The sequence below is a fragment of the Vibrio hippocampi genome (assembly GCF_921292975.1).
Lineage (GTDB): Bacteria > Pseudomonadota > Gammaproteobacteria > Enterobacterales > Vibrionaceae > Vibrio > Vibrio hippocampi.
In genome coordinates, this window is sequence record NZ_CAKLCM010000002.1 from 1,110,341 (window position 1) to 1,130,092 (window position 19,752).

Here is a 19,752-nt window from a genome sequence, read left to right on the forward strand (position 1 = left end):
TATTGTCTCTATAGAAATTTGAGGGGCGATTATATAACTAACTTTAGTTGTTATGCTAGGTAAAGCCCGATTGATTGTCATGCTATGGATTGATTATAGTGCGATGAATGTAAGCTTCTGATATTCTATAGCGCCAATAGAGCAACTTAGATAGACGCTGTTGCTACATCCATCTATCGCTAGCCCTGCTAACATTCAAACAGTCAGCGTCTGTTAGATAAACACCTTGTCAACTCATGGAGAATTCGGTTGGTCACTGTTGATAAGCAAGATGCCATCACCCTTAAGATTGGCCATGCGCTGAGCAATTCCAAAAAACTCGATTTGGATATCTATCTTTTTTTCCCAAATGAACTCGAATTAAAGTCACACTTAGTCTCAGAAACCGACTTTTACTATGAGTCCATGTCTCAAAAGCGCGCTTACTACAGTAATCAAACACTGCTGCCTCTGGTTCACTCACGCTTAGCGCAACGGGGGCACCTTTCTAACACCCAGTACCGTGTGAGTTTAAGCCTATTCGCCTATCAATATGTGGTTGCCCTTGATAAAGCCATCAGCAGACTTAAACATTCTAAGAGCGAAGAAATCACTGCCGATGAAATTGATGAAATCATCGAACTCGCGTTAGATATTATGCGAAAAATGCGCCGTACCATTCCTTATGAAGAGAACCTAAAGCGCTACTATGCCAACATCGACAACTATATCTCTTGGTACACTGGTCAGAAGTTTCTGGAACTGGTGGTCTATATTCCGAACGGTAAAGCCTATACCCCATTGAAAGAGCGTTTAATCACGATTGTTGAAAAAGAGCAAGCGCACCGCAAGCTCAATAATTACAACTCCGAAAAAGTGCGTAAGGACCCGACGCGTTTAACCAATAAGATGCGCTTACTGCGCCGCTTAATCGAGCACCCGATTGTGCTGTTAGAAAAAACCGAATCTATGGGCACCAACACTCGCAGAATGACTAAAGGTCTAGCCACCGGTTTCGTGATGCTTTTCGTCACCAGCGCCGTCATTATGGCACGCGATTACTTGGGTGAAATTACCGCTTCCTTTATCTTGGTCCTATCTTTTATCTATGCGCTACGTGAAGTGTTTAAAGATGACCTCAGAGACTTAATGTGGCGCTGGATTCAAAAAGGCAAGCCGAAATGGCGTCGTCGATATATTGATCCCACCACCAAAAAACAAGTCGGGTATAAAACCGAATGGCTCGATTATGTCACTTTCAGTGAACTCGACGATGATATTCAACGCATTCGTAAGAAGCGCGTTGTTCAGCGTGAGGAAGAGATTCTGCATTACCGCTCATTAACCACCATGGCAACGTCAAAATTCACCAGTGGCTATGAGGAAACAAAACAGAGTATCCATATCAACTTCCGTGCCTTGACTCGCCTCATGGATAAAGCCAGTAATCGCTACTTCCGTTTACAAGAAGGTCAAGTGGTTAAAGAATCACTGGAGAAGCGCCACCTTATCAACTTAATCATCAAGGTAAACGACCATCAGCAAGAGCCGACGTTTTACCGCTATAAAGTCACGCTGAGCCGTTCAAAAATAGTGGATATCGAACCGATTGAGTTGTAATGCATTCAAACCAAAAAGCGCAGTCTTAGCATAACTGCGCTTTTTTAGAGTTAGACTATAATCACGATTTCTGCGCAATAACAAACATGTGATAACCAAATTCATCGGCATATTCAGTGCAAATGTGCACCTCATGCTGTATGTCCTTAATCGCCTCAGAATCTGCCATTGTTGCCGCTAATTCATTGACTCGCTCTCCCAACGGTGCAAAGTAATTCAACCATGCTTGTTCGCTTTGCGGAAAATGCGCGACCACTTGATAACCCGCTTTTTCAATTTGCTCGATACGAGTCGCTACCGATTGAATATCAGGATACTCTTGCTGCCAAAACGCGACGGACTCCTCACTGGGCGATTCCGTACACCAAACCATGTCACTGAACATTAAGCAACCCGATTTAGTGAGCAGCGATTTCCACTGGCTCAACGCTTTTTCCACTCCCATAATATAGGCACTGCCCTCCGCCCATATCAGATCGAAGCTGTTATCCGCAAACGGTAGTTCAGTCATACTGGCGCACTGGGTCTCTAAACGATCTGCCCATCCTCGGCGGGTAAACTGCTCCGTTAAACGGTCTAAAGCAGACTGTTCATTATCTATTGCGGTAATTGGTGCGCGGCTGTGTTGGGCTAAAACCTGTGTCGCTAAGCCTTTACCACAACCAATCTCAAGTATTGTGTTTATTGGATGACGACACAGCGTAAGCGCTTTATGTGTGTCACTTTCACTGCCAGGTCCCCAACGCTCAAGCGTTTCGAACACCTTCATAAAGTCCGTCATATATTGATCGTGTTGATTCATGTTTTTCGACAACCATCGTAATCGCAACGCCTCTTTTTCACTAAAGCCTTGCTTAATTAACCAATCTAGATGAGCTTCGGGCGCGACTTTATCTAAGCCTTGATGCCATGATTTGCTATCACCCTCACCCAACATTGCTGCTAACAAATCCCTGGATTGTTTTTTCTGAGCAATGTCTTCATCTAGCGTTTTTAATCGATTCTGCAGTAACTGTTTATCGACTTTGGCTTCTAAGCAGGCTTTACACTCTTTGACCGTTAAGCCTCCCGCCAATAACTGCTGAATCAAACGGACACGTTGTACGTCTTTATCACTATAGACACGGTAGCCATTATCCAGTCGTCGGCCGGAGATGAGTTGCTGTTGTTCATAGTACAGCAGCGCGGTACGCGACATGCCAACCCGTGCGCCTAGCTCAGATATTTTGTACATAGTGAGTCACTTGATGTCCGTTTGTGGTTATGCACTTTAAACTATAAAGTTATAGACAGGTCAATGATAATTTAGCGAATTATGGATTTAGTTTTGGGTAAAAGATGAGGTTTGAGGTGCTAGGTGCTAGGTGCTAGGGAAAAAATTACCCTTGCTGGTGGCAAGGGTAATTTTAGATTGGATTAATTATTTTGCGTGGTTTGGCGTTTTGGGCGGCGCCACTGTTTTTGACCTGTTTTAGGCTTGGGCTTGCTTGTGTTTGGCCCTTTGCTGTCTTTGTTTGTTGAGCGCGTATTGCCTTTTTTACCTTGCTCGCCTTCATTGGCTTTATGTTGCTTTGGCTTGTTCGGTTTTTTAGGCTTCTTAGGTTTGAATGGGCGAGTATCTAACTTAGACTCTGGCACTTCATTGACCGCCACAAAATCTGGGTGTTGTTTTCTCAGTAACAAGGCTTGAGTTAAGCGCTCTATCGCAAACAGTTCTGAGGTCTCATCATCACAAACCAGCGATATGGCCACACCGACTTCCCCCGCACGACCCGTACGACCGATTCGGTGTACGTAGTCTTCAGCGATATTCGGTAGATCATAGTTCACTACACAAGGAAGTTGAGAGATGTCGATACCGCGTGCGGCGATATCCGTCGCCACCAGCGCTTTAATTTCTCCCTGCTTAAAACCTTGTAGTGCGCGAGTTCGTGCGCCTTGGCTCTTATTACCATGGATAGCAGCGGATGAAATGCCCTGCTTGTCTAAAAACGTACTCAAACGGTTAGCACCATGTTTGGTGCGGCAGAAAACCAATACTTGCGACCAATCGTTCTCATTGATCAACTGCACCAACAATGGTGCTTTTTTGCGCTTATCGGTGGTATAGATCGACTGCTCGACGGTTTTCGCAGTGGTATTCGGTGGTGTCACTGAGATCTCAACCGGTTGATTGACCAAAGTTTTCGCCAACGCTCTCACTTCATTATTAAAAGTCGCGGAAAACAACAAATTTTGACGCTGCTTTGGTAATAACGCGATGATCTTATTGATGTCACGAATAAAGCCCATATCCAACATACGGTCTGCTTCATCGAGCACCAACACCTCTAATTGAGAAAACTTAATCGCATTTTGTGAATAAAGATCGAGCAGTCGACCCGGTGTCGCTACCAGAACATCACTGCCTTTACGTAATTCCATCATTTGAGGATTCGCTTTCACGCCACCGAATACCACTTGACTGCGCAGTGGCAGATGTTGGCTGTACGACTGAGTATTGTCGTAAATCTGTGCCGCAAGTTCACGAGTCGGTGTAAGAACTAAGGTTCTGATGTGGTTGCTCTTAGCGCGTGGTCCCTCTAACAGACGCTCCAAGATTGGTAGCATAAAGCCCGCTGTTTTGCCCGTTCCGGTTTGTGCTTCTGCCATAACATCCTTCCCTTGAAGGATCGCTGGTATCGCTTCAGCTTGAATGGGAGTAGGTTGTTGATAACCCGCATCTGTAATAGCGCGGACAATAGGCGAGGATAAACCGAGAGCGTTAAATGGCATAGAGTTCTCATAAATAAGGTGCCAGAACAACCCTTGTTGCTCTGATACGCTGGAAAAGGAGCGGTATTGTGATGTCCTCACGCTAATTATGCAAGCTCAATCCTACTTCTCAATTAGCGAACCCTTGGGGTTTTAGCGATTCATGATTCAGCAAGGTAGTCAAAATAGCCATACTCTGTTGTTATCACGCCTACGCAATATCAGACAAGTTCCACTAACCTACTTGAATTTGAGTCGTTTAAGCCAACGCTATTCGATGACATGCTTAGACTCGATAACATAGTTAGACTTGATGACATAGTTGAACTCAATCACGAAATTTTGCTTTTACTGACAACACCAAAGAAAACTCCGCCATCGGTTCATCGCCGTGTAGACTTGGGCACAATGCGGTAATTTTCACCGCCTGATTGACACGCTCACCCGATGCCATCGTGGTATCAAGCATCTCATCAATCAACTTGCCATCATGGCAGACGAACTCAACATCTGCTTCGGGGCGCTTTAAAAATTCGGCTTGGACACCTTTGAATGCAAGAGAGATGGGCACGCCGCGCTGCTTAGCCTTACTCATCGCCATAAAGCCTCCGGCGACATCTGCCCCCACCGCTAAAGCGCCAAAATACATACTGTTTAAGTGATTTTTGTTTTTGCGTTTTAACGGCATCGCCACCACCACTTTGTCATCGTCCAGTGACTTAAGTTTAGGTCGGCATGTCCAAATCAATGGCACCTTAAAAATACCAAACAATGAAAGATATAAATTGGCTTTTGTTAATGGTGACAACATCTTGCTTCTCCTTTGCAACTGCTCCGATCAGTTAAGTCAATAGTCGTTAAGTTGTCAAAAATGAACTGTGGATTCTATGAGGTGGACTCTAGGAAACGGGCTTTATCAAGATAAAAGTAAAACCAACAAAGGAAGAAAAAACAAAGGGGGAAAACAACAAAGCCACGTCGATGCGTGGCTCTATTTCACTGCCGTGCCAAACCTATACCGTTAGGTAAACGTCGACATCACCTAACGTTTCCAGCAACTCAACCAATAGTGGTGACTCCTCAAGAGAACCAACACAAACCAGCGCGGGTTTTTTAGCTGCTTTTGCTGTCACAATCGCTTCTTTGATGAGCTTCAGAACCGCTTCATTTTGTATATCGTAAAGATGAGCCAGTGCTTCTTGGTTAATATCGACCCCAAGCGTGAGTTGGGTTAAATTCTCAACCTTGATCACTAAGCCATCGAAATAATGCAGTAGTCGCTCTGAAAGCAGTACGGCTGAAGGCGTATCACAAGCAAACAAAACCTTGAGCCCTTTTAGACCGCGAGGCAATCCTTGTTCCGCTAAACGATCAATAATTTTCGCCGCGTCACTCAACGCACGAACACAAGGCACGACGATTTCAACCTCAACACCTTGCTCTCTTAAGCCTTTGAGAACCTGACACTCTAACGCAAAACTAGAACGATAAAACTCAGACGCGAATCGAGACACACCACGAAGCCCAAGCACTGGGTTGATTTCTTCTGGCTCACACTTACCACCCAGTAAGGCACTCATTTCATAACTATTGGCATCATTCAGTTCAACACGAATGGATTTGTGTTGCGAAGATATGGCACTCATGATTTCAGCCACTAAGCTATCAACAAAAAATTCGTCACTCGACTTATCCCCTAACAGCGCTTCGATGGCTTGTTGCTCAACCGAGTCTAACTCATCACCAAGCGACGCATAATTAGGATGAAAGAAGATTTTCTCCATCATTAATTCAGATAGGGACACGTAGAGATGCTGCGCCTCTGTTTGCTCCGAAAAACTCGGAAAACTATTGCCAATATTCAGACCCATGCTTACTCCTTGTGTCATTGCGAATTGCCGCCTGCGTTTCTGCTGCGTAGGCTAGCCTCTTGTTTGCATTAACAAGCAAAATACCGACTTCATTAAGGGAATACAAGGGTAACTAAAAGAATAAGTTGCGATTAGATTGGTTGATTTGGATAGCGGTGAAAACCGTGGAGTGAAAGCGGTGCTGTGAAAGCAATGGTATGAAAACCATTCTGTGCAAAACATTCGGTGAAAACCATAGGAGAAAAGATTTACACTAACGCTGCCGTTGGCAGATTGCTGCAAACTTTAGCGGGCAAAATAGAATTTTATGGCTTGTGCAATCCAATAATGAAAGTGTTTACCTGAGCGTTTTTTGACACAAGCCATGAACACTATCACCATTAAGCTGCATAAAATCCAGTCTTGTAACATAGCGGCTTCTCCTATCTTTCGACCAATAAATGATAACAATACTCATTTGCAAGTCAAGATGTAAGCAAGGCTTTAGCCGATTTCACTAACTTAACACACAATTAAAGGTTTATTAGCTACACCAATTCCGTTATCTTTATCGCTTCAAAAAGTATAGGTAGGCTGCCAGATGGCATTAAAAACTGACGAATTAAGAACTCAGGCATTGGGTCCAATGCCAACTCCCTCTGAGTTAAGTAACAACCATCCTGTTACGGACGATGTTGCAGAACGCATTGCTTCTTCTCGTAAACAAATCGAAGCGATCCTTAAAGGTGAAGACTCTCGTTTAATCTGTATTGTTGGACCATGCTCGGTACATGATACTGAAGCCGCAATGGATTATGCGCGCCGTTTGAGTGCGATTCAATCACAATACCAAGACGAGTTGTTTATTGTGATGCGTACTTACTTTGAAAAGCCACGTACTGTCGTTGGTTGGAAAGGTCTGATCACCGACCCCAATCTAGACGGCTCATACGCATTAGAAACTGGCTTAAACAAAGCACGCGAACTGCTGTTAAACATCAATAAACTGGGTCTTGCGACCGCCACTGAGTTTCTGGATATGATCACAGGTCAATACATCTCAGACCTGATCTCTTGGGGCGCGATTGGGGCTCGTACCACGGAATCTCAAATTCACCGTGAAATGGCTTCTGCGCTGTCATGCCCAGTTGGCTTTAAAAATGGCACCAACGGCAGTGTAAAAATTGCGATTGACGCGATTCGCGCGGCGAAAGCGCAACACTATTTTTACTCACCAGATAAGCAAGGTCGTATGACGGTGTACCGCACCAGTGGCAATCCACACGGTCACGTCATTCTGCGTGGTGGTGATTCAGGTCCTAACTTTGACCAAGCTTCGATAAAGGACGCTTGTGAGAGTCTAGCTTCTTTCGACTTGCCCGCTCGACTCGTGGTGGATTTTAGTCACGCTAACTGTCAAAAGCAGCACCGTAAGCAATTGGATGTGGCTCAAGAGATCGCTCGCCAGATTATCGCTGGCTCTGATCACATCGCTGGCATCATGGCGGAAAGCTTTATTGAAGAAGGCAATCAAAGCATGGACAATATCGACAACCTAACTTATGGTCAGTCTATTACTGATCCATGTTTAAGCTGGAACGATACTGTCGCTATGTTGGATACCCTAGCGGCAGCTGTAAAACAACGTAATCTAAAGGAAAGTTAACATGCCATCTTTTGATATTGTGTCTGAAATCGACAATGTAGAGCTACGTAATGCGGTAGAAAACGCAAACCGTGAGCTTGCGACTCGTTTTGATTTTCGCAACGTTGAAGCGTCTTTTTCACACAATGACGAGACTGTAAAACTCTCTTGCGAGGGCGATTTTCAGCTCAAACAAATGCGTGACATTCTGCGTGGCAACCTGACTAAACGCGGCGTTGATGTTCACGCGATGGAATCACAGACTGCTGAGCAATCGGGTAAACTGTGGCACCAAAATATACTTTTTAAACAAGGTATTGAAACCAACATCGCGAAGAAAATCGTGAAATTGGTGAAAGACTCAAAGATCAAAGTGCAGGTTTCTATTCAGGGCGATAAAGTTCGTGTTACCGGTAAAAAACGTGATGATCTCCAAGCTACGATGCAACTGGTCAAAAACGGCGAACTCGGTCAACCATTCCAATTCAATAACTTCCGTGACTAGTCGAATATAACTTATCACTATTGAACTCGGTTATTAGCCTCAATTAAAAAATCCTTTGTCATGACAGAGGATTTTTTTTGCCCACTCAAATCTTGTTGTTTTACGGATCACATCCAGGATTCAAGAATCAAAGCTTGTTGGGGTATATTACTAAGCACTTGTCTTAACCCAGTAACGTGCCAACAGATTGGTGAACACCTCGCCCATTACAATGTTGTCCAATCTTCCTCCATTAGTCTCAATGACTCGGCGTGAGGCGACGTTGTCTTCGTCCGCAGTGATAAGTACAGGATCTAACCCGAGATCGTGGGCAACAGGCAGCGCTAACTTCAGCATCTGCTTACCATAACCCTGCCCTCGAAAACTCGGCGCGACGTCGTAGCCGATATGCCCACCTTCAAGAGAAAGAAAAGGATTATCGATGCGGTGACGAATACGGATAGCCCCGACAATTTGCTGTTTATCATCAATGAGCCACAAGTGGCTGCAAGGGACATAATCCAACTTCAGATTGATACCTTGCTCTTCGTCATCTAAATGTTGGATATAGGCGGCAAAGTCATCAATACCTTGACGATAGTAATCAGCATTTTGCGCATCATGTTGCAAGAAATCATGATAAAAGCGTTGAAACGCTTCCCTGTACTGTAATTGAAGTCTGATTAGATTCATGCGGCTCTCCGTATTCATCACAAATGTTTGATCTACACTACTTTTATGGCTCGTATAACTCAACATTAATTAATATCAACCGCCCATAGGACACTGTTTTAGGAGATCATTTTGCGCCGCGTTATCGGTTTACTGTCTCTACTGCTTGGTTTGCTTGGCTGTACCCCAGAGCCGGAGAAAAACATGCAGCGCTATATGCAAAGATTGGCGAACGTTATGAATGTTGAAGCTGAACCATTACCAGCGTCGCAACTCTATCCTATTCCTGCAAAACGCGTTTTGGCTCGAGAAGCAACTCAAATGACCGTGGGTTTGTTAGAGAGCTATCAACTTAGACATTGTGGACTGTTGCAATTGGTGAGTGAGCGTAACTCTATTTTAGGTAAGGTCGCTGATCCGTTCCGGCAATACGCTTACCAGATGGCGTTTATAGACGTAGCCCAGCGTTGTGTATTATCGAGCGAGTTAGATACCTCACTTGCCGAACAGATTCAAACCGCCATTGACGTCAAGCAGCAAGAGTTGATGCCAATCCACTTCTCCAATCTTGTCTGGACATCCAACGCTATGCGCAAACAATTTTCTCAACAGCACTGGATTGAAGCTCAAGATATCGACAACAGTGCGCTGCTGATAAGCGCACTGAACGTGTTGCAAATGCTAAGTGAAACAGAAAATAAGCAACAGCATCGGCATCAATTAATACAGGCGCAAGAGACCATCGAAAAGCTCCCTCTTGTGGGTAGCTTGCTGTTTTCTATGGAGAACAGTATCAAGCAGCTCACGCGTCTGAACCAATTGATCAATCAACATCAACACAAAATTGGTTGTGGGAAACAGCGTGATACAACACAGTACCGCTATATGAAAAACGTGTTTGAGCAACAGTATCGCCAGCGTATCCAGCCTTATCTGGCTGAGATCAATCAACTCTACTACCGCCTCGCGCCAGTCACGGCATTTCTGAACCAAAAGACGCTGAGCCACCAAACTAATCTTGAGGCGATACACCTGCAATTCCAATCCAGCATTAAGAATCACGTTCTTGCTTGGAAGAGGTTGTTTGAGCGCTGTGAAGGAACGCAGCTAAAGTTAGGTAATCGTTAGATTGCTAGATTGATTATTGGCTTAGCCAAAGGGCAAAAGTAAACACCACAGGCGCTAAAATAGAGGTGATAACGCCACAAACGACTAAAGCTAATGAGCTGAAAGCGGCGTCTTGTGGATTTTTTTCTGCGCTGGTTGCTGTGCCTAATGCGTGAGATACCGTCCCCATCGCCAAGCCGCGTGCTACCGGATGAGTAATGCCGATCAAATTATAAATAGGATAGGCAAACACCGCCCCAAAAAGACCCGCAAGCAACACCAGTATCGCAGCAATCGCCGGTTCTCCCCCCATTTGCCCAGACAGTTCCATTGCAATGGGCGTGGTGACCGATTTGCCCATCATACTGGCAATCAAGGTGGTGTCGGCTCCAAGATAGACCGCGATCAGTGATGCCGTCAGCATGGAAGCGATGCTCCCTATCCCGCAAGCCAAAATAATAATTTTCCAATTGGCTTTTATCTGAGGCAATTGCTCATATAAGGGATAAGCCAGTGCCACCACCGCAGGTTGTAACAAGTCGCTGATCAATCGATTGTCGGCGTAATACACCTCAAACGGAACATTCAACACCAATAGCATCGGAATCAATATCGCGATACTGATCAACAAAGGGTTAAAGATAGGATTTTTGAGTTTTATTGCCACGGCGCGAGCAAAGAAAAACACAACAAGGGTGACGATCAACCACATCTATTTGTCCCCCTTGGTTAAAATCTTTTGTAGCAGTAAAGAGAGTGTCATCAGAACCAATAAAGATCCGCCTATCACTCCCGCCACAATGGCGAGTGCGTTGTCCGCCAATAAGTCGAGATGATTCACCAAGCCAACACTAATGGGAACAAACAGTAAGATCATATAACGGATAAAGGCTGAGGCTCCAGGTTGAACCCATTTCACTGACAACAATCCGCTTGCCATGGCTGTAAACAAAATCAACATGCCAAAGATACTGCCGGGAATAGACACGCCAAGCGCAGCTTGAATCAATTTACCCAAAAACAGCGCAACAAAGATCAGCGCAAACGACACGATATAACGCAACAACTGTTGTATGATAGACACCACATCCATTCTTGATTGAGCCTTTATTTTATATTAACTAAGAAACCAATTTTTCCACATAATGGTACACCGCTTTCAAAATCTTTATCTTGTGTTCGTCACTTTCATGCTGATGAACTAAGTTCTCTAAATTGAGTAGATAGTCATCCCAACCTAACTCAAAGGTCTGTTGGCAATGCATCGCCCATTGATGCTGCTCTTGTTCATTCAGTGTCCACGGATAGTTGCGAGCTCGATATCTAAACAACAACGGAGCAATACGCTCATCAGAGTAGCTGATATCCAATCCCACGAGCTGTTCAGCGGAAGTCTGGCGAATAATTTCCATAGCACTGCGATCAGATGGATTAAAGAAGCCTTGGTATAACTGCTCGTCAACGCTTGAGATTGCGGCAAACTCTCGCTCTATTTCATACAGTTTTACCAATTTCTCGCGAATTTCAGGGTGCTGTTTGATCACTGCAAGGTTTTTAAGGCACTGCTCTCTGTCGATTCCGATCACCGCGGCATTATCTGCCGTCAACGTTTTAGCGGGCGCGAGAATTGGGCACTTATTGATATGCACCAACTTCAACGGCACCGGAAGTTCATCAGCGGCGAGGTCTTCGCGTTTGGTATACAGACGTTGATGCAGTGCTTCTGGCTCCAAATCAATCAACGGCTGTGGATCTTTGGCAAGATCAGCCACGATAACTGCATTCTGATTGCTCGGGTGCCAAGCAAGCGGAACCACCCAACTTGTATACTGACACTCTCTTCCTAACATTCCCGAGGTATGCATTAGCGGCGTCAACCCTGCCACGTCAATCAACTCATTGAGCTTGCGCTTGTGACGCATAGAAAAGAAGTAGTCGAATAATTTAGGCTGCGCGGTCTTAACTTTCTTAGCAAGCTCTATGGTGGCGATAACATCCGCCATCGCATCATGCGCATTAGCGTGTTCAATCCCGTTGACAACGGACAAATGTTCGAGTTTAAAACTGGTAAACCCGTCTTCATTTTCTGGCCACTCGATGCCATCGGGTCTTAGAGCATGACAAACACGCATTAGATCCAGCAAATCCCAACGTGAGTTACCATTTTGCCAACTCCAAGCATAAGGATCGATAAAATTGCGATAACAGGTATAGCGGGTCACTTCATCATCAAATCGAATACTGTTGTAGCCCAAACTGGTGGTATTCGGTTTTGATAACTCATGATGAATCTTTGCAATGAACTCTGGCTCAGGCAGACCTTTCTCCACACACAATTGGGGAGTAATGCCAGTGATCAGCGCCGCCTCCGGTGAAGGCAAATAATCAGAAGGTGGCTGACAATAAATAACCAACGGCTCACCGATGATATTAAAGTCGGCATCGGTTCTCACACCCGCAAACTGACAGGGACGATCTTTGCTAGGACTGACACCCCAGGTTTCATAATCGAAAAAAAAGAAAGTGGCTTGATTGTCAGAGGTCATATTGCTGTCCAGCGTTGATGTCTATTAGTGTGAAACACTTGAATAACGGGAAGTATCCAATAGTTTGCCTTCAGCAAGCAAGGGTTATGAACAAAAATTCGTTGTCGCTGCGAATTTTGAGCAAAGCATTCACCTTGCTCGTTAAACCACAATGCTCGCTTTACTTAGCAAAAATGATCACTTTACTCAACAAATTGACTATCACTAACGCAATGTTGGTAGTCGATATTCAGTGCGTCAACATCACGCAGTGGATAAGAAAGATAGTATCCCTGTAACTTAGAAACTCGGCACTGAATAAAGCATTGATACATCGCGAGATCTTCAACCCCTTCCACCGTGACATCAATGCCTTTGTTGGCACAAAGATGAGTAATATAGTGAATATAGGATAGGCAATCCCTATCTGTCATTGCCGCCGTCGCTAACATCCTATCAATTTTTATTTGGCTAAAAGGCAGATTAAATAAGCTCATGGTGGAACTTGCCCCAGATCCAAAGTCATCAATAATAAGCTCGAAACCTAATTGTCTTAATTTACCAAGTTGTTCAACCGCCAGTTGTTTATCGTCTAATAGAATAGACTCCGTCACTTCGAGTTTCACTAGATGAGACGCGACACCCAGCTCTTCAAGGATCTGCGCTGCGTACAACGGAAAGTTGCCATCAAGCAGTTGCAACACGGAAATGTTGACGTTAACACTGACCTGAGTGTCCCATTTTTGGTTATAGCGAAGGATAAACTCGCAGGCTTGCTTGAGGACTTTTTCTCCCAGCGCATTCACTAACCCACTTCTTTCCGCGACCAAAACAAACTCATGAGGACCGATAGGACCAAAAGGCGTATCCAACCAGCGAGCCAAGGCTTCAAAACTAATAACTGCATTGGTACGTCCACACACTATCGGTTGCAATTGAATCGTGATCTGGTCTTGCTCGATAGCAGACTTAAGATGGTTTTCTATATAGACATAACGTTCAATAGAGTTGCGAATGTCGTTGTTAAAAATGACATACTGCTCAACGACATTATCAGTCACATAATTCAACGTCTGCTCAGTAATCATCAATATGTCGTCAGCCGATTGCTCAAGGTCATAATTGGTGTATGCACCAATGAAAATCTTGCCTGTGTACACTGACTCGTACGACTGTATTTCAAATTGACGCAAGATGCCTTGGCACATCATTGCCAGCGTTGACTCAGTCACCTTGACATCAAACAGCAAAATAAATGAATCGGTTCCTGAACGATATAAAGTGTGTGGTATATCCACGAAGATAGACAAACAGCTTTTTAGACATTCCACCACTTTACTTATAATTGCATCGCCATAACGATACAAATAGGTTTCGAGTCGCCCGAGGCGAATCTTAAGTAACGTCGTTTCGGTCTGACGCTGATTGAGGTGACGTTTTAGCTGTTCATGATTCGGTAAACCGGATTGCTTATCATAAAAGGCGAGACGCTTAAGACTTGATTGCAGTTTAATCTTTTCGGTCACTTCTCGATGCCGACCAACGATGTAGTGACCTAAATTATCCTGCTTATAGCTGACACTTGCTTCAATCCAAGCATATTGTCCATCTCGCTTACGCACACGCAACTGGTATTGAGAGCAGATAGACTCAACTCGCCCCTGTTTTAGACTTTCAATATTATTTTGTAAAGCTTGCTGGTCTTCTGGATACACCAAACTCAGCCACTGTTCGGCAGAGACCGTATCCGATTCAATAGCAAATTGATGATAAAAAAGTGAGTTATAGAATTTGATGTTCGCTGATGAATCAATCAGGAATAGACCTTCATCCTTAGTTTCAAACAAGCTTAAATAGCGTGACAAAGGGATTTCATCCTGAAATACCATGTTCATAAGTAACGTAGACCTATTGGGAAATAGTGTAACTAAATATCAGACTAAGACTTTACTACTAAATCGTGTGAAGATAATGATGATTACGAATAAAATGCGATATAAACATGATCGCCATCACAATAATAACTCGCTTTAATAACAAATCTAACCTTACTACTCTAATTGGTACAAAACTTAACCACTGGTTTCTTCGCTAGCTCTACTGGTTCCTTTTCAATACTCTGCATCGGTTTGGACGTCTATTCATTGACCCATTCTAAAGCTCAACCACTATCTAAACTCAGACCTAAACCGATACCTAAGCCGATACCTAAACGAAAATCCTAACCGCTTAATTAAGTCGCTAAAAGGAGCGTAACGCCATTCACTAAAGAGTCGCTAAACAGTTGGTAAAGACCGTCAAGATTGCTATTATCACTCTCCGTAATAACAATTCTAAGGAACGGATCATGGCCGTAACTTTCGAGTCTGCACTGGCTGATATCCCCAACCCAATCGCGCAGTCCCTGCGTTCTATTGTTTCTCGTCCCAATTTTGACGCCACGCTGTCAGCACAGGAGTTCCAACAACTTCTCGATTTATCCGGTCTAAGCGATGATGAGTTAAGGGTCGCTTTGCTTCCTATCGCCGCTTGCTACTCGTATGCGACCATTTCAGAGTTTTATGTCGGAGCGATTGTGCGCGGTGTTTCAGGAAAGCTCTATTTTGGCGCGAATATGGAGTTTCGAGACACCCAGTTAGGTCAAACGATTCATGCAGAACAGTCAGCGATCAGTCATGCATGGATGAACGGTGAAACCGGGATTAAAGATATCACCATCAATTACAGCCCTTGTGGTCACTGTCGTCAGTTTATGAATGAATTGACCACGGCAGATAGCCTATCAATTCAGTTGCCACAAGTGGATGAGCAGACACTCGCCGAATACCTTCCTCAAGCTTTTGGTCCCAGTGATTTAGGTATAAAAGATGCCTTAATGTCTCAGCAAAATCATGCCATAGACATAGACATAGACACCGGCTCTGCGATCATTTCGCAGGCAGCCCAAGCATTTTCATCCAGCTATGCGCCTTATTCACGCAACTACAGCGGTGTTGCGCTCGAAACTCGCACCGGTCAAATCTACCGCGGCAGTTACGCTGAAAATGCGGCATTTAACCCTAGCCTGCCTCCACTGCAAGTCGCGCTGTCACAATTGATATTAAATGGAGCGCTACCAGAACATATTGTGTCTGCCGCCCTGATCGAGGTCTCTGACAGTAAGATCAGTCATCTTGGAGATACACAGGCGACACTGGAAGCGATCAATCCCGACATCGAGTTTGAATACATTTCGCTTTAATCTTGCTGCTTTTTTGCTCGCGAATTCAGAGGGTCAACTCCGTTGACTCTCTGACATTTTCGCAAAATAAAAAACCAGCACGCAAACGTTTGCTTTTTCGCTCACTTCCAGTATGATTCACCGCAATTTTGTTCAAGACCGCTCAAGGATTTTATATGTTTGGTACTGCAACCCGTGAAAGTGCTAGCCGAGTGCTACTGTTAGGCTCTGGCGAATTGGGTAAAGAAGTGGCGATCGAATGCCAGCGCCTCGGCTTAGAGGTGATTGCTTGTGACCGTTACGAAAACGCGCCTGCAATGCAAGTCGCTCATCGTAGTTATGTCCTTGATATGCTTGACGGTGACGCCCTCGAAGCCATTATTGCAAAAGAAAAACCCGATTATATTGTGCCTGAGATTGAAGCGATTGCGACCGATAAACTGGTTGAGCTTGAGCAACAAGGTATTAATGTCGTTCCAACCGCAAACGCAACCAAGCTAACGATGAACCGTGAAGGCATTCGTCGTCTTGCAGCAGAAGAACTCGACCTCAACACCTCCCCTTATCAGTTTGCTGATAGCCAAGAAGAATTTGTCGCCGCCGTCGAAGCGGTGGGGTTGCCTTGTGTTGTTAAACCGGTAATGAGCTCTTCAGGTAAAGGTCAAAGTGTCATCAAGAGCGCTGAGGATATTGATAAAGCATGGCACTACGCACAAGAAGGCGGTCGCACTGGCGCTGGTCGTGTGATTGTCGAAGGCTTTATTGATTTTGACTATGAGATCACTCTGTTAACGGTTCGCGCTGTCGATGGGGTTCATTTCTGCGCACCTATCGGTCATCGTCAAGAAGACGGTGACTATCGCGAATCATGGCAACCGCAGTCTATGTCTGCTAACGCATTAAAAGCGGCAGAATACACGGCTGAGAAAATTGTCGACGCTTTAGGGGGTTACGGCATCTTTGGTGTTGAGTTGTTTGTTAAAGGGGACAAGGTTATTTTTAACGAAGTCTCCCCTCGCCCACATGATACTGGTTTAGTGACATTGATTGCTCAGGATATGTCCGAGTTCGCCCTCCATGTTCGTGCATTCACTGGGATGCCAATTAACCAAATTACCCAACTTAGCCCTGCGGCCTCTGCGGTCATTTTAGGACAAGGCACATCGAACAATTTACGTTATGAAGGATTAAACGAAGCACTGGCTATGCCACAGACTCAGATACGATTATTCGGTAAGCCTGACATTGACGGTCGACGCCGCCTTGGTGTTGCGTTAACAATGCGTAAATCTGTAGAAACCGCCATTGATGATGCCATCACCAGTGCCAAAAAAGTAAAAGTGATTTACTAATACCAGATAACGTGCAGGCTATAAGTCGGATACTTGTTAGTCTCGCCTTGCATTGATTGACACTAACTCTAGCGTTCCACACCAAAACCATCGTACTCATACGATGGTTTTTTTGTTTTTAAAAGCAGATAGTTAAGTCGCTGTTTTTGACCAAACTCTTTTCTATCAACGGATCGGCATTTAATGATGGTCGAACGTCGAATATTTCATTATCATGCGGCCCTTAGCCATTTGCGCACTCGGAGTAATAACACGTGCATCGATACCAGAAAGAAGCGTCCAATCTTATCAAACTTGCCACACCAGTACTGATTGCCTCAGTGGCTCAAACTGGCATGGGATTCGTTGATACTGTCATGGCCGGTGGCGTAAGTGCTGTGGATATGGCGGCGGTCTCTATTGCCGCCAGCGTTTGGCTACCCTCTATTTTATTTGGTGTCGGTTTACTGATGGCGCTGGTCCCTATCGTGGCGCAACTGAATGGTGCAGATAAGCAGAAACAGATCCCATTTGAAATTCATCAAGGTGTCGTGCTCGCTCTGATCATCAGTGTGCCGATCATTATTGTATTGCTGCAAATCAAGTCGATTTTAAACTGGATGGATGTGGATGTTGCGATGATGAGCAAAACCATCGGCTATATTCATGCTGTGATTTTTGCTGTTCCGGCATTTTTACTGTTTCAAACATTACGCAGCTATACCGATGGTATGGCGTTAACCAAACCTGCCATGGTCATCGGTTTTATTGGACTGCTCGTTAATATTCCACTCAACTGGATTTTTGTTTATGGCAAATTTGGCATGCCTGCCCTTGGTGGCGTGGGTTGTGGCGTTGCCACCACCATCGTGTATTGGTTAATGTTTATTTTGATGCTGCTGTATGCCATGACAACACCGAGACTCAAACACATTGAGATGTTTACTCACTGGCATAAACCGCAATTCAAAGCGGTCTCTCGCCTATTTAAGCTCGGTCTGCCGGTTGCCGCTTCGATCTTTTTTGAGGTTACTTTGTTTGCCGTGGTATCACTACTGGTTGCGCCGCTAGGCTCGCTAGTGGTTGCGTCTCACCAAGTGGCGATCAACTTCTCTTCTTTGGTGTTTATGATCCCGATGAGTATTGGTGCGGCGGTGAGTATTCGGGTGGGTAACAAACTGGGCGCAAATGACACTGACGGCGCAGCCATTGCCTGTCGTGTTGGACTCGCTGTTGGGTTACTGTCAGCGATGTGTACCGCGACCGCGACGCTGATATTCAAACAACCCATTATTAGCCTTTACACCGACAACCCTGAGGTAATGTCACTTGCGATGCAGCTGTTGCTATTTGCCGCAATTTATCAATGTACCGACTCAGTACAAGTGGTTGCCGCTGGTGCACTGCGCGGCTATAAGGACATGAAAGCGATTTTCAATTGTACCTTTGTATCCTATTGGATCATCGGCTTACCGCTTGGCTACATTTTAGCAATGACGGATGCTTTGGTACCAAGAATGGGTGTATTTGGATTCTGGATTGGCTTTATTGCCGGTTTATCCACGGCAGCCGTGCTTTTGGGTATTCGTTTACTGTGGATGCACAAGCAAGATAAAGACATTCAACTCAGTTTCGCATCGCGATAGTTACTATATCGCGATAACTACTATATCGCGATAAGTACTATACAGAACGCCAACACTTATAAAAAACGCCAACACTCAAAAGAGTTTGGCGTTTTTTTGATCAGATGGCACTCATCGACATTCGTGGCTTGAGCACTGGTGCTTGAAACTCACCAGCGGTTGAAATTCGCAAGTCGCTACAATCCGAGTTCTTGTTTCAGTGCATTAATATGGGTGAGATCCATATTATGAACCTGTAGCATCTGATTTATTTGGCTCAACCTTGCCGTTAAGTCATCAAAACGGTCACAAGAATCAGAACGTGCATCCCAAGAAGTGCCTTCGAGGTACAAGTTGCATTGCTTCTCTAATTTAGGCTTATCCTTCTCCAGTTGTTGTTTCTCTTTGTTTAGCTTGGCAATCTCCGATTGTAACTCTGTTTCACGCTTGAAGATCTCTTGAGACTGACCAAACATCGAGCTTTGCATATCCGCTTTACGCTCTAACTGGTTGTTTTGCTCCTGCTGTACCGCTATCGTCTGCTGCTTATCCGCTAACTGCTTGCTTAAGGCACCGTTTTTCGCCGTCAACGATTTGATTTCAGATTGCAGCTTGTCCAATTCCAATTGATGGGTTTGTAATGCGTCATCAAGCACTTTTCTGCGCTTCAGTTGCTCATCGGCTTCTATCTGTAGCTTTTGTGACTCTAACTCACTTTGATGTTGCTGCGTCTGAGATAACTGCTGTTGATATTGAGTATTCAGCAAACGGTATCTTTGTTGCCAATCTGACTTGGTGATTACCGCTCCAATCAATCCACCGGCAGCAAGACTTAACGCCGTTGCTATCGCAATATACAAACGCGCCTTTTTATCCTTTTCTTCGATGATAACGAGTTCTTCATTCTGGTCATCTCGACTTTCAGGTTGTTTATCCACGA

At 44.7% G+C, this 19,752-nt stretch carries 17 protein-coding genes; 7 read left to right on the forward strand and 10 right to left on the reverse strand.

Translation table 11 applies throughout. The features are described 5' to 3' along the window. The first annotated feature begins 249 nt into the window (after window positions 1–249). Entirely contained in the window at window positions 250–1,599 is a 1,350-nt protein-coding gene (locus L9Q39_RS07390) for a hypothetical protein (protein WP_237484453.1), read from the forward strand. 61 nt (window positions 1,600–1,660) lie between these two features. Here L9Q39_RS07390 and L9Q39_RS07395 read toward each other — a convergent pair whose 3' ends face one another. From L9Q39_RS07395 to L9Q39_RS07410, 4 genes are all read right to left on the reverse strand, one after another. Beyond that, window positions 1,661–2,833 carry a MerR family transcriptional regulator gene (locus tag L9Q39_RS07395; RefSeq protein WP_237484454.1) on the reverse strand — a complete coding sequence of 391 codons (1,173 nt, stop codon included), beginning with the start codon at window positions 2,831–2,833 and terminating at the stop codon, window positions 1,661–1,663. 182 nt (window positions 2,834–3,015) lie between these two features. Continuing rightward, a complete protein-coding gene (locus L9Q39_RS07400; protein ID WP_237484455.1) occupies window positions 3,016–4,374 on the reverse strand; it encodes a DEAD/DEAH box helicase in 1,359 nt (452 codons plus the stop codon). A 307-nt stretch (window positions 4,375–4,681) separates the two neighbouring features. After that, the gene (locus tag L9Q39_RS07405) at window positions 4,682–5,164 is read right to left on the reverse strand and encodes a DUF4442 domain-containing protein (protein WP_237484456.1); all 483 of its coding nucleotides are present in this window, start codon (window positions 5,162–5,164) and stop codon (window positions 4,682–4,684) included. Window positions 5,165–5,366: 202 nt separating this feature from the next. Further along, window positions 5,367–6,224 carry a putative PEP-binding protein gene (locus L9Q39_RS07410; protein WP_237484457.1) on the reverse strand — a complete coding sequence of 286 codons (858 nt, stop codon included), beginning with the start codon at window positions 6,222–6,224 and terminating at the stop codon, window positions 5,367–5,369. A gap of 580 nt (window positions 6,225–6,804) precedes the next feature. Here L9Q39_RS07410 and L9Q39_RS07415 point away from each other — a divergent pair. Both L9Q39_RS07415 and L9Q39_RS07420 read left to right on the forward strand, forming a co-directional pair. After that, window positions 6,805–7,869: a 3-deoxy-7-phosphoheptulonate synthase gene (locus L9Q39_RS07415; RefSeq protein WP_237484458.1), complete on the forward strand. Its 1,065-nt coding sequence runs from the start codon at window positions 6,805–6,807 to the stop codon at window positions 7,867–7,869. Between the two features lies 1 nt (window position 7,870). Next, the gene (locus tag L9Q39_RS07420) at window positions 7,871–8,353 is read left to right on the forward strand and encodes a YajQ family cyclic di-GMP-binding protein (RefSeq protein ID WP_237484459.1); all 483 of its coding nucleotides are present in this window, start codon (window positions 7,871–7,873) and stop codon (window positions 8,351–8,353) included. A 150-nt stretch (window positions 8,354–8,503) separates the two neighbouring features. Here L9Q39_RS07420 and L9Q39_RS07425 read toward each other — a convergent pair whose 3' ends face one another. Continuing rightward, entirely contained in the window at window positions 8,504–9,025 is a 522-nt protein-coding gene (locus L9Q39_RS07425; protein ID WP_237484460.1) for a GNAT family N-acetyltransferase, read from the reverse strand. A 111-nt stretch (window positions 9,026–9,136) separates the two neighbouring features. Between L9Q39_RS07425 and L9Q39_RS07430 the strand changes: the two genes are divergently transcribed. After that, window positions 9,137–10,132, forward strand: coding sequence for a DUF3080 family protein (locus L9Q39_RS07430; RefSeq protein ID WP_237484461.1), 996 nt, complete (start codon window positions 9,137–9,139; stop codon window positions 10,130–10,132). 13 nt (window positions 10,133–10,145) lie between these two features. Here L9Q39_RS07430 and L9Q39_RS07435 read toward each other — a convergent pair whose 3' ends face one another. The 4 genes from L9Q39_RS07435 to L9Q39_RS07450 form a co-directional block, all read right to left on the reverse strand. Beyond that, on the reverse strand, window positions 10,146–10,823 hold the full coding sequence (locus L9Q39_RS07435; RefSeq protein ID WP_237484462.1) for a CidB/LrgB family autolysis modulator: 678 nt from the start codon (window positions 10,821–10,823) through the stop codon (window positions 10,146–10,148). Then, window positions 10,824–11,189, reverse strand: a complete 366-nt coding sequence (locus L9Q39_RS07440; RefSeq protein WP_237485530.1) for a CidA/LrgA family protein — start codon at window positions 11,187–11,189, stop codon at window positions 10,824–10,826. It abuts the gene before it with no gap. Window positions 11,190–11,232: 43 nt separating this feature from the next. After that, window positions 11,233–12,657 (reverse strand): exodeoxyribonuclease I, encoded by a 1,425-nt coding sequence (sbcB, locus tag L9Q39_RS07445; RefSeq protein ID WP_237484463.1) that lies wholly within the window; start codon window positions 12,655–12,657, stop codon window positions 11,233–11,235. Window positions 12,658–12,839: 182 nt separating this feature from the next. Further along, on the reverse strand, window positions 12,840–14,531 hold the full coding sequence (locus tag L9Q39_RS07450) for an EAL domain-containing protein (protein ID WP_237484464.1): 1,692 nt from the start codon (window positions 14,529–14,531) through the stop codon (window positions 12,840–12,842). Between the two features lie 452 nt (window positions 14,532–14,983). On the opposite strand from L9Q39_RS07450, the gene cdd reads away from it, so the two are divergent. From cdd to L9Q39_RS07465, 3 genes are all read left to right on the forward strand, one after another. Next, window positions 14,984–15,877 carry a cytidine deaminase gene (cdd, locus tag L9Q39_RS07455; RefSeq protein ID WP_237484465.1) on the forward strand — a complete coding sequence of 298 codons (894 nt, stop codon included), beginning with the start codon at window positions 14,984–14,986 and terminating at the stop codon, window positions 15,875–15,877. Between the two features lie 155 nt (window positions 15,878–16,032). Beyond that, entirely contained in the window at window positions 16,033–17,208 is a 1,176-nt protein-coding gene (gene purT / locus L9Q39_RS07460; RefSeq protein WP_237484466.1) for a formate-dependent phosphoribosylglycinamide formyltransferase, read from the forward strand. Window positions 17,209–17,462: 254 nt separating this feature from the next. Further along, a complete protein-coding gene (locus L9Q39_RS07465) occupies window positions 17,463–18,833 on the forward strand; it encodes an MATE family efflux transporter (protein WP_237484467.1) in 1,371 nt (456 codons plus the stop codon). A gap of 176 nt (window positions 18,834–19,009) precedes the next feature. Here L9Q39_RS07465 and L9Q39_RS07470 read toward each other — a convergent pair whose 3' ends face one another. Next, window positions 19,010–19,750 (reverse strand): chromosome partitioning protein ParA, encoded by a 741-nt coding sequence (locus L9Q39_RS07470; RefSeq protein ID WP_237484468.1) that lies wholly within the window; start codon window positions 19,748–19,750, stop codon window positions 19,010–19,012. Window positions 19,751–19,752 lie beyond the last annotated feature (2 nt).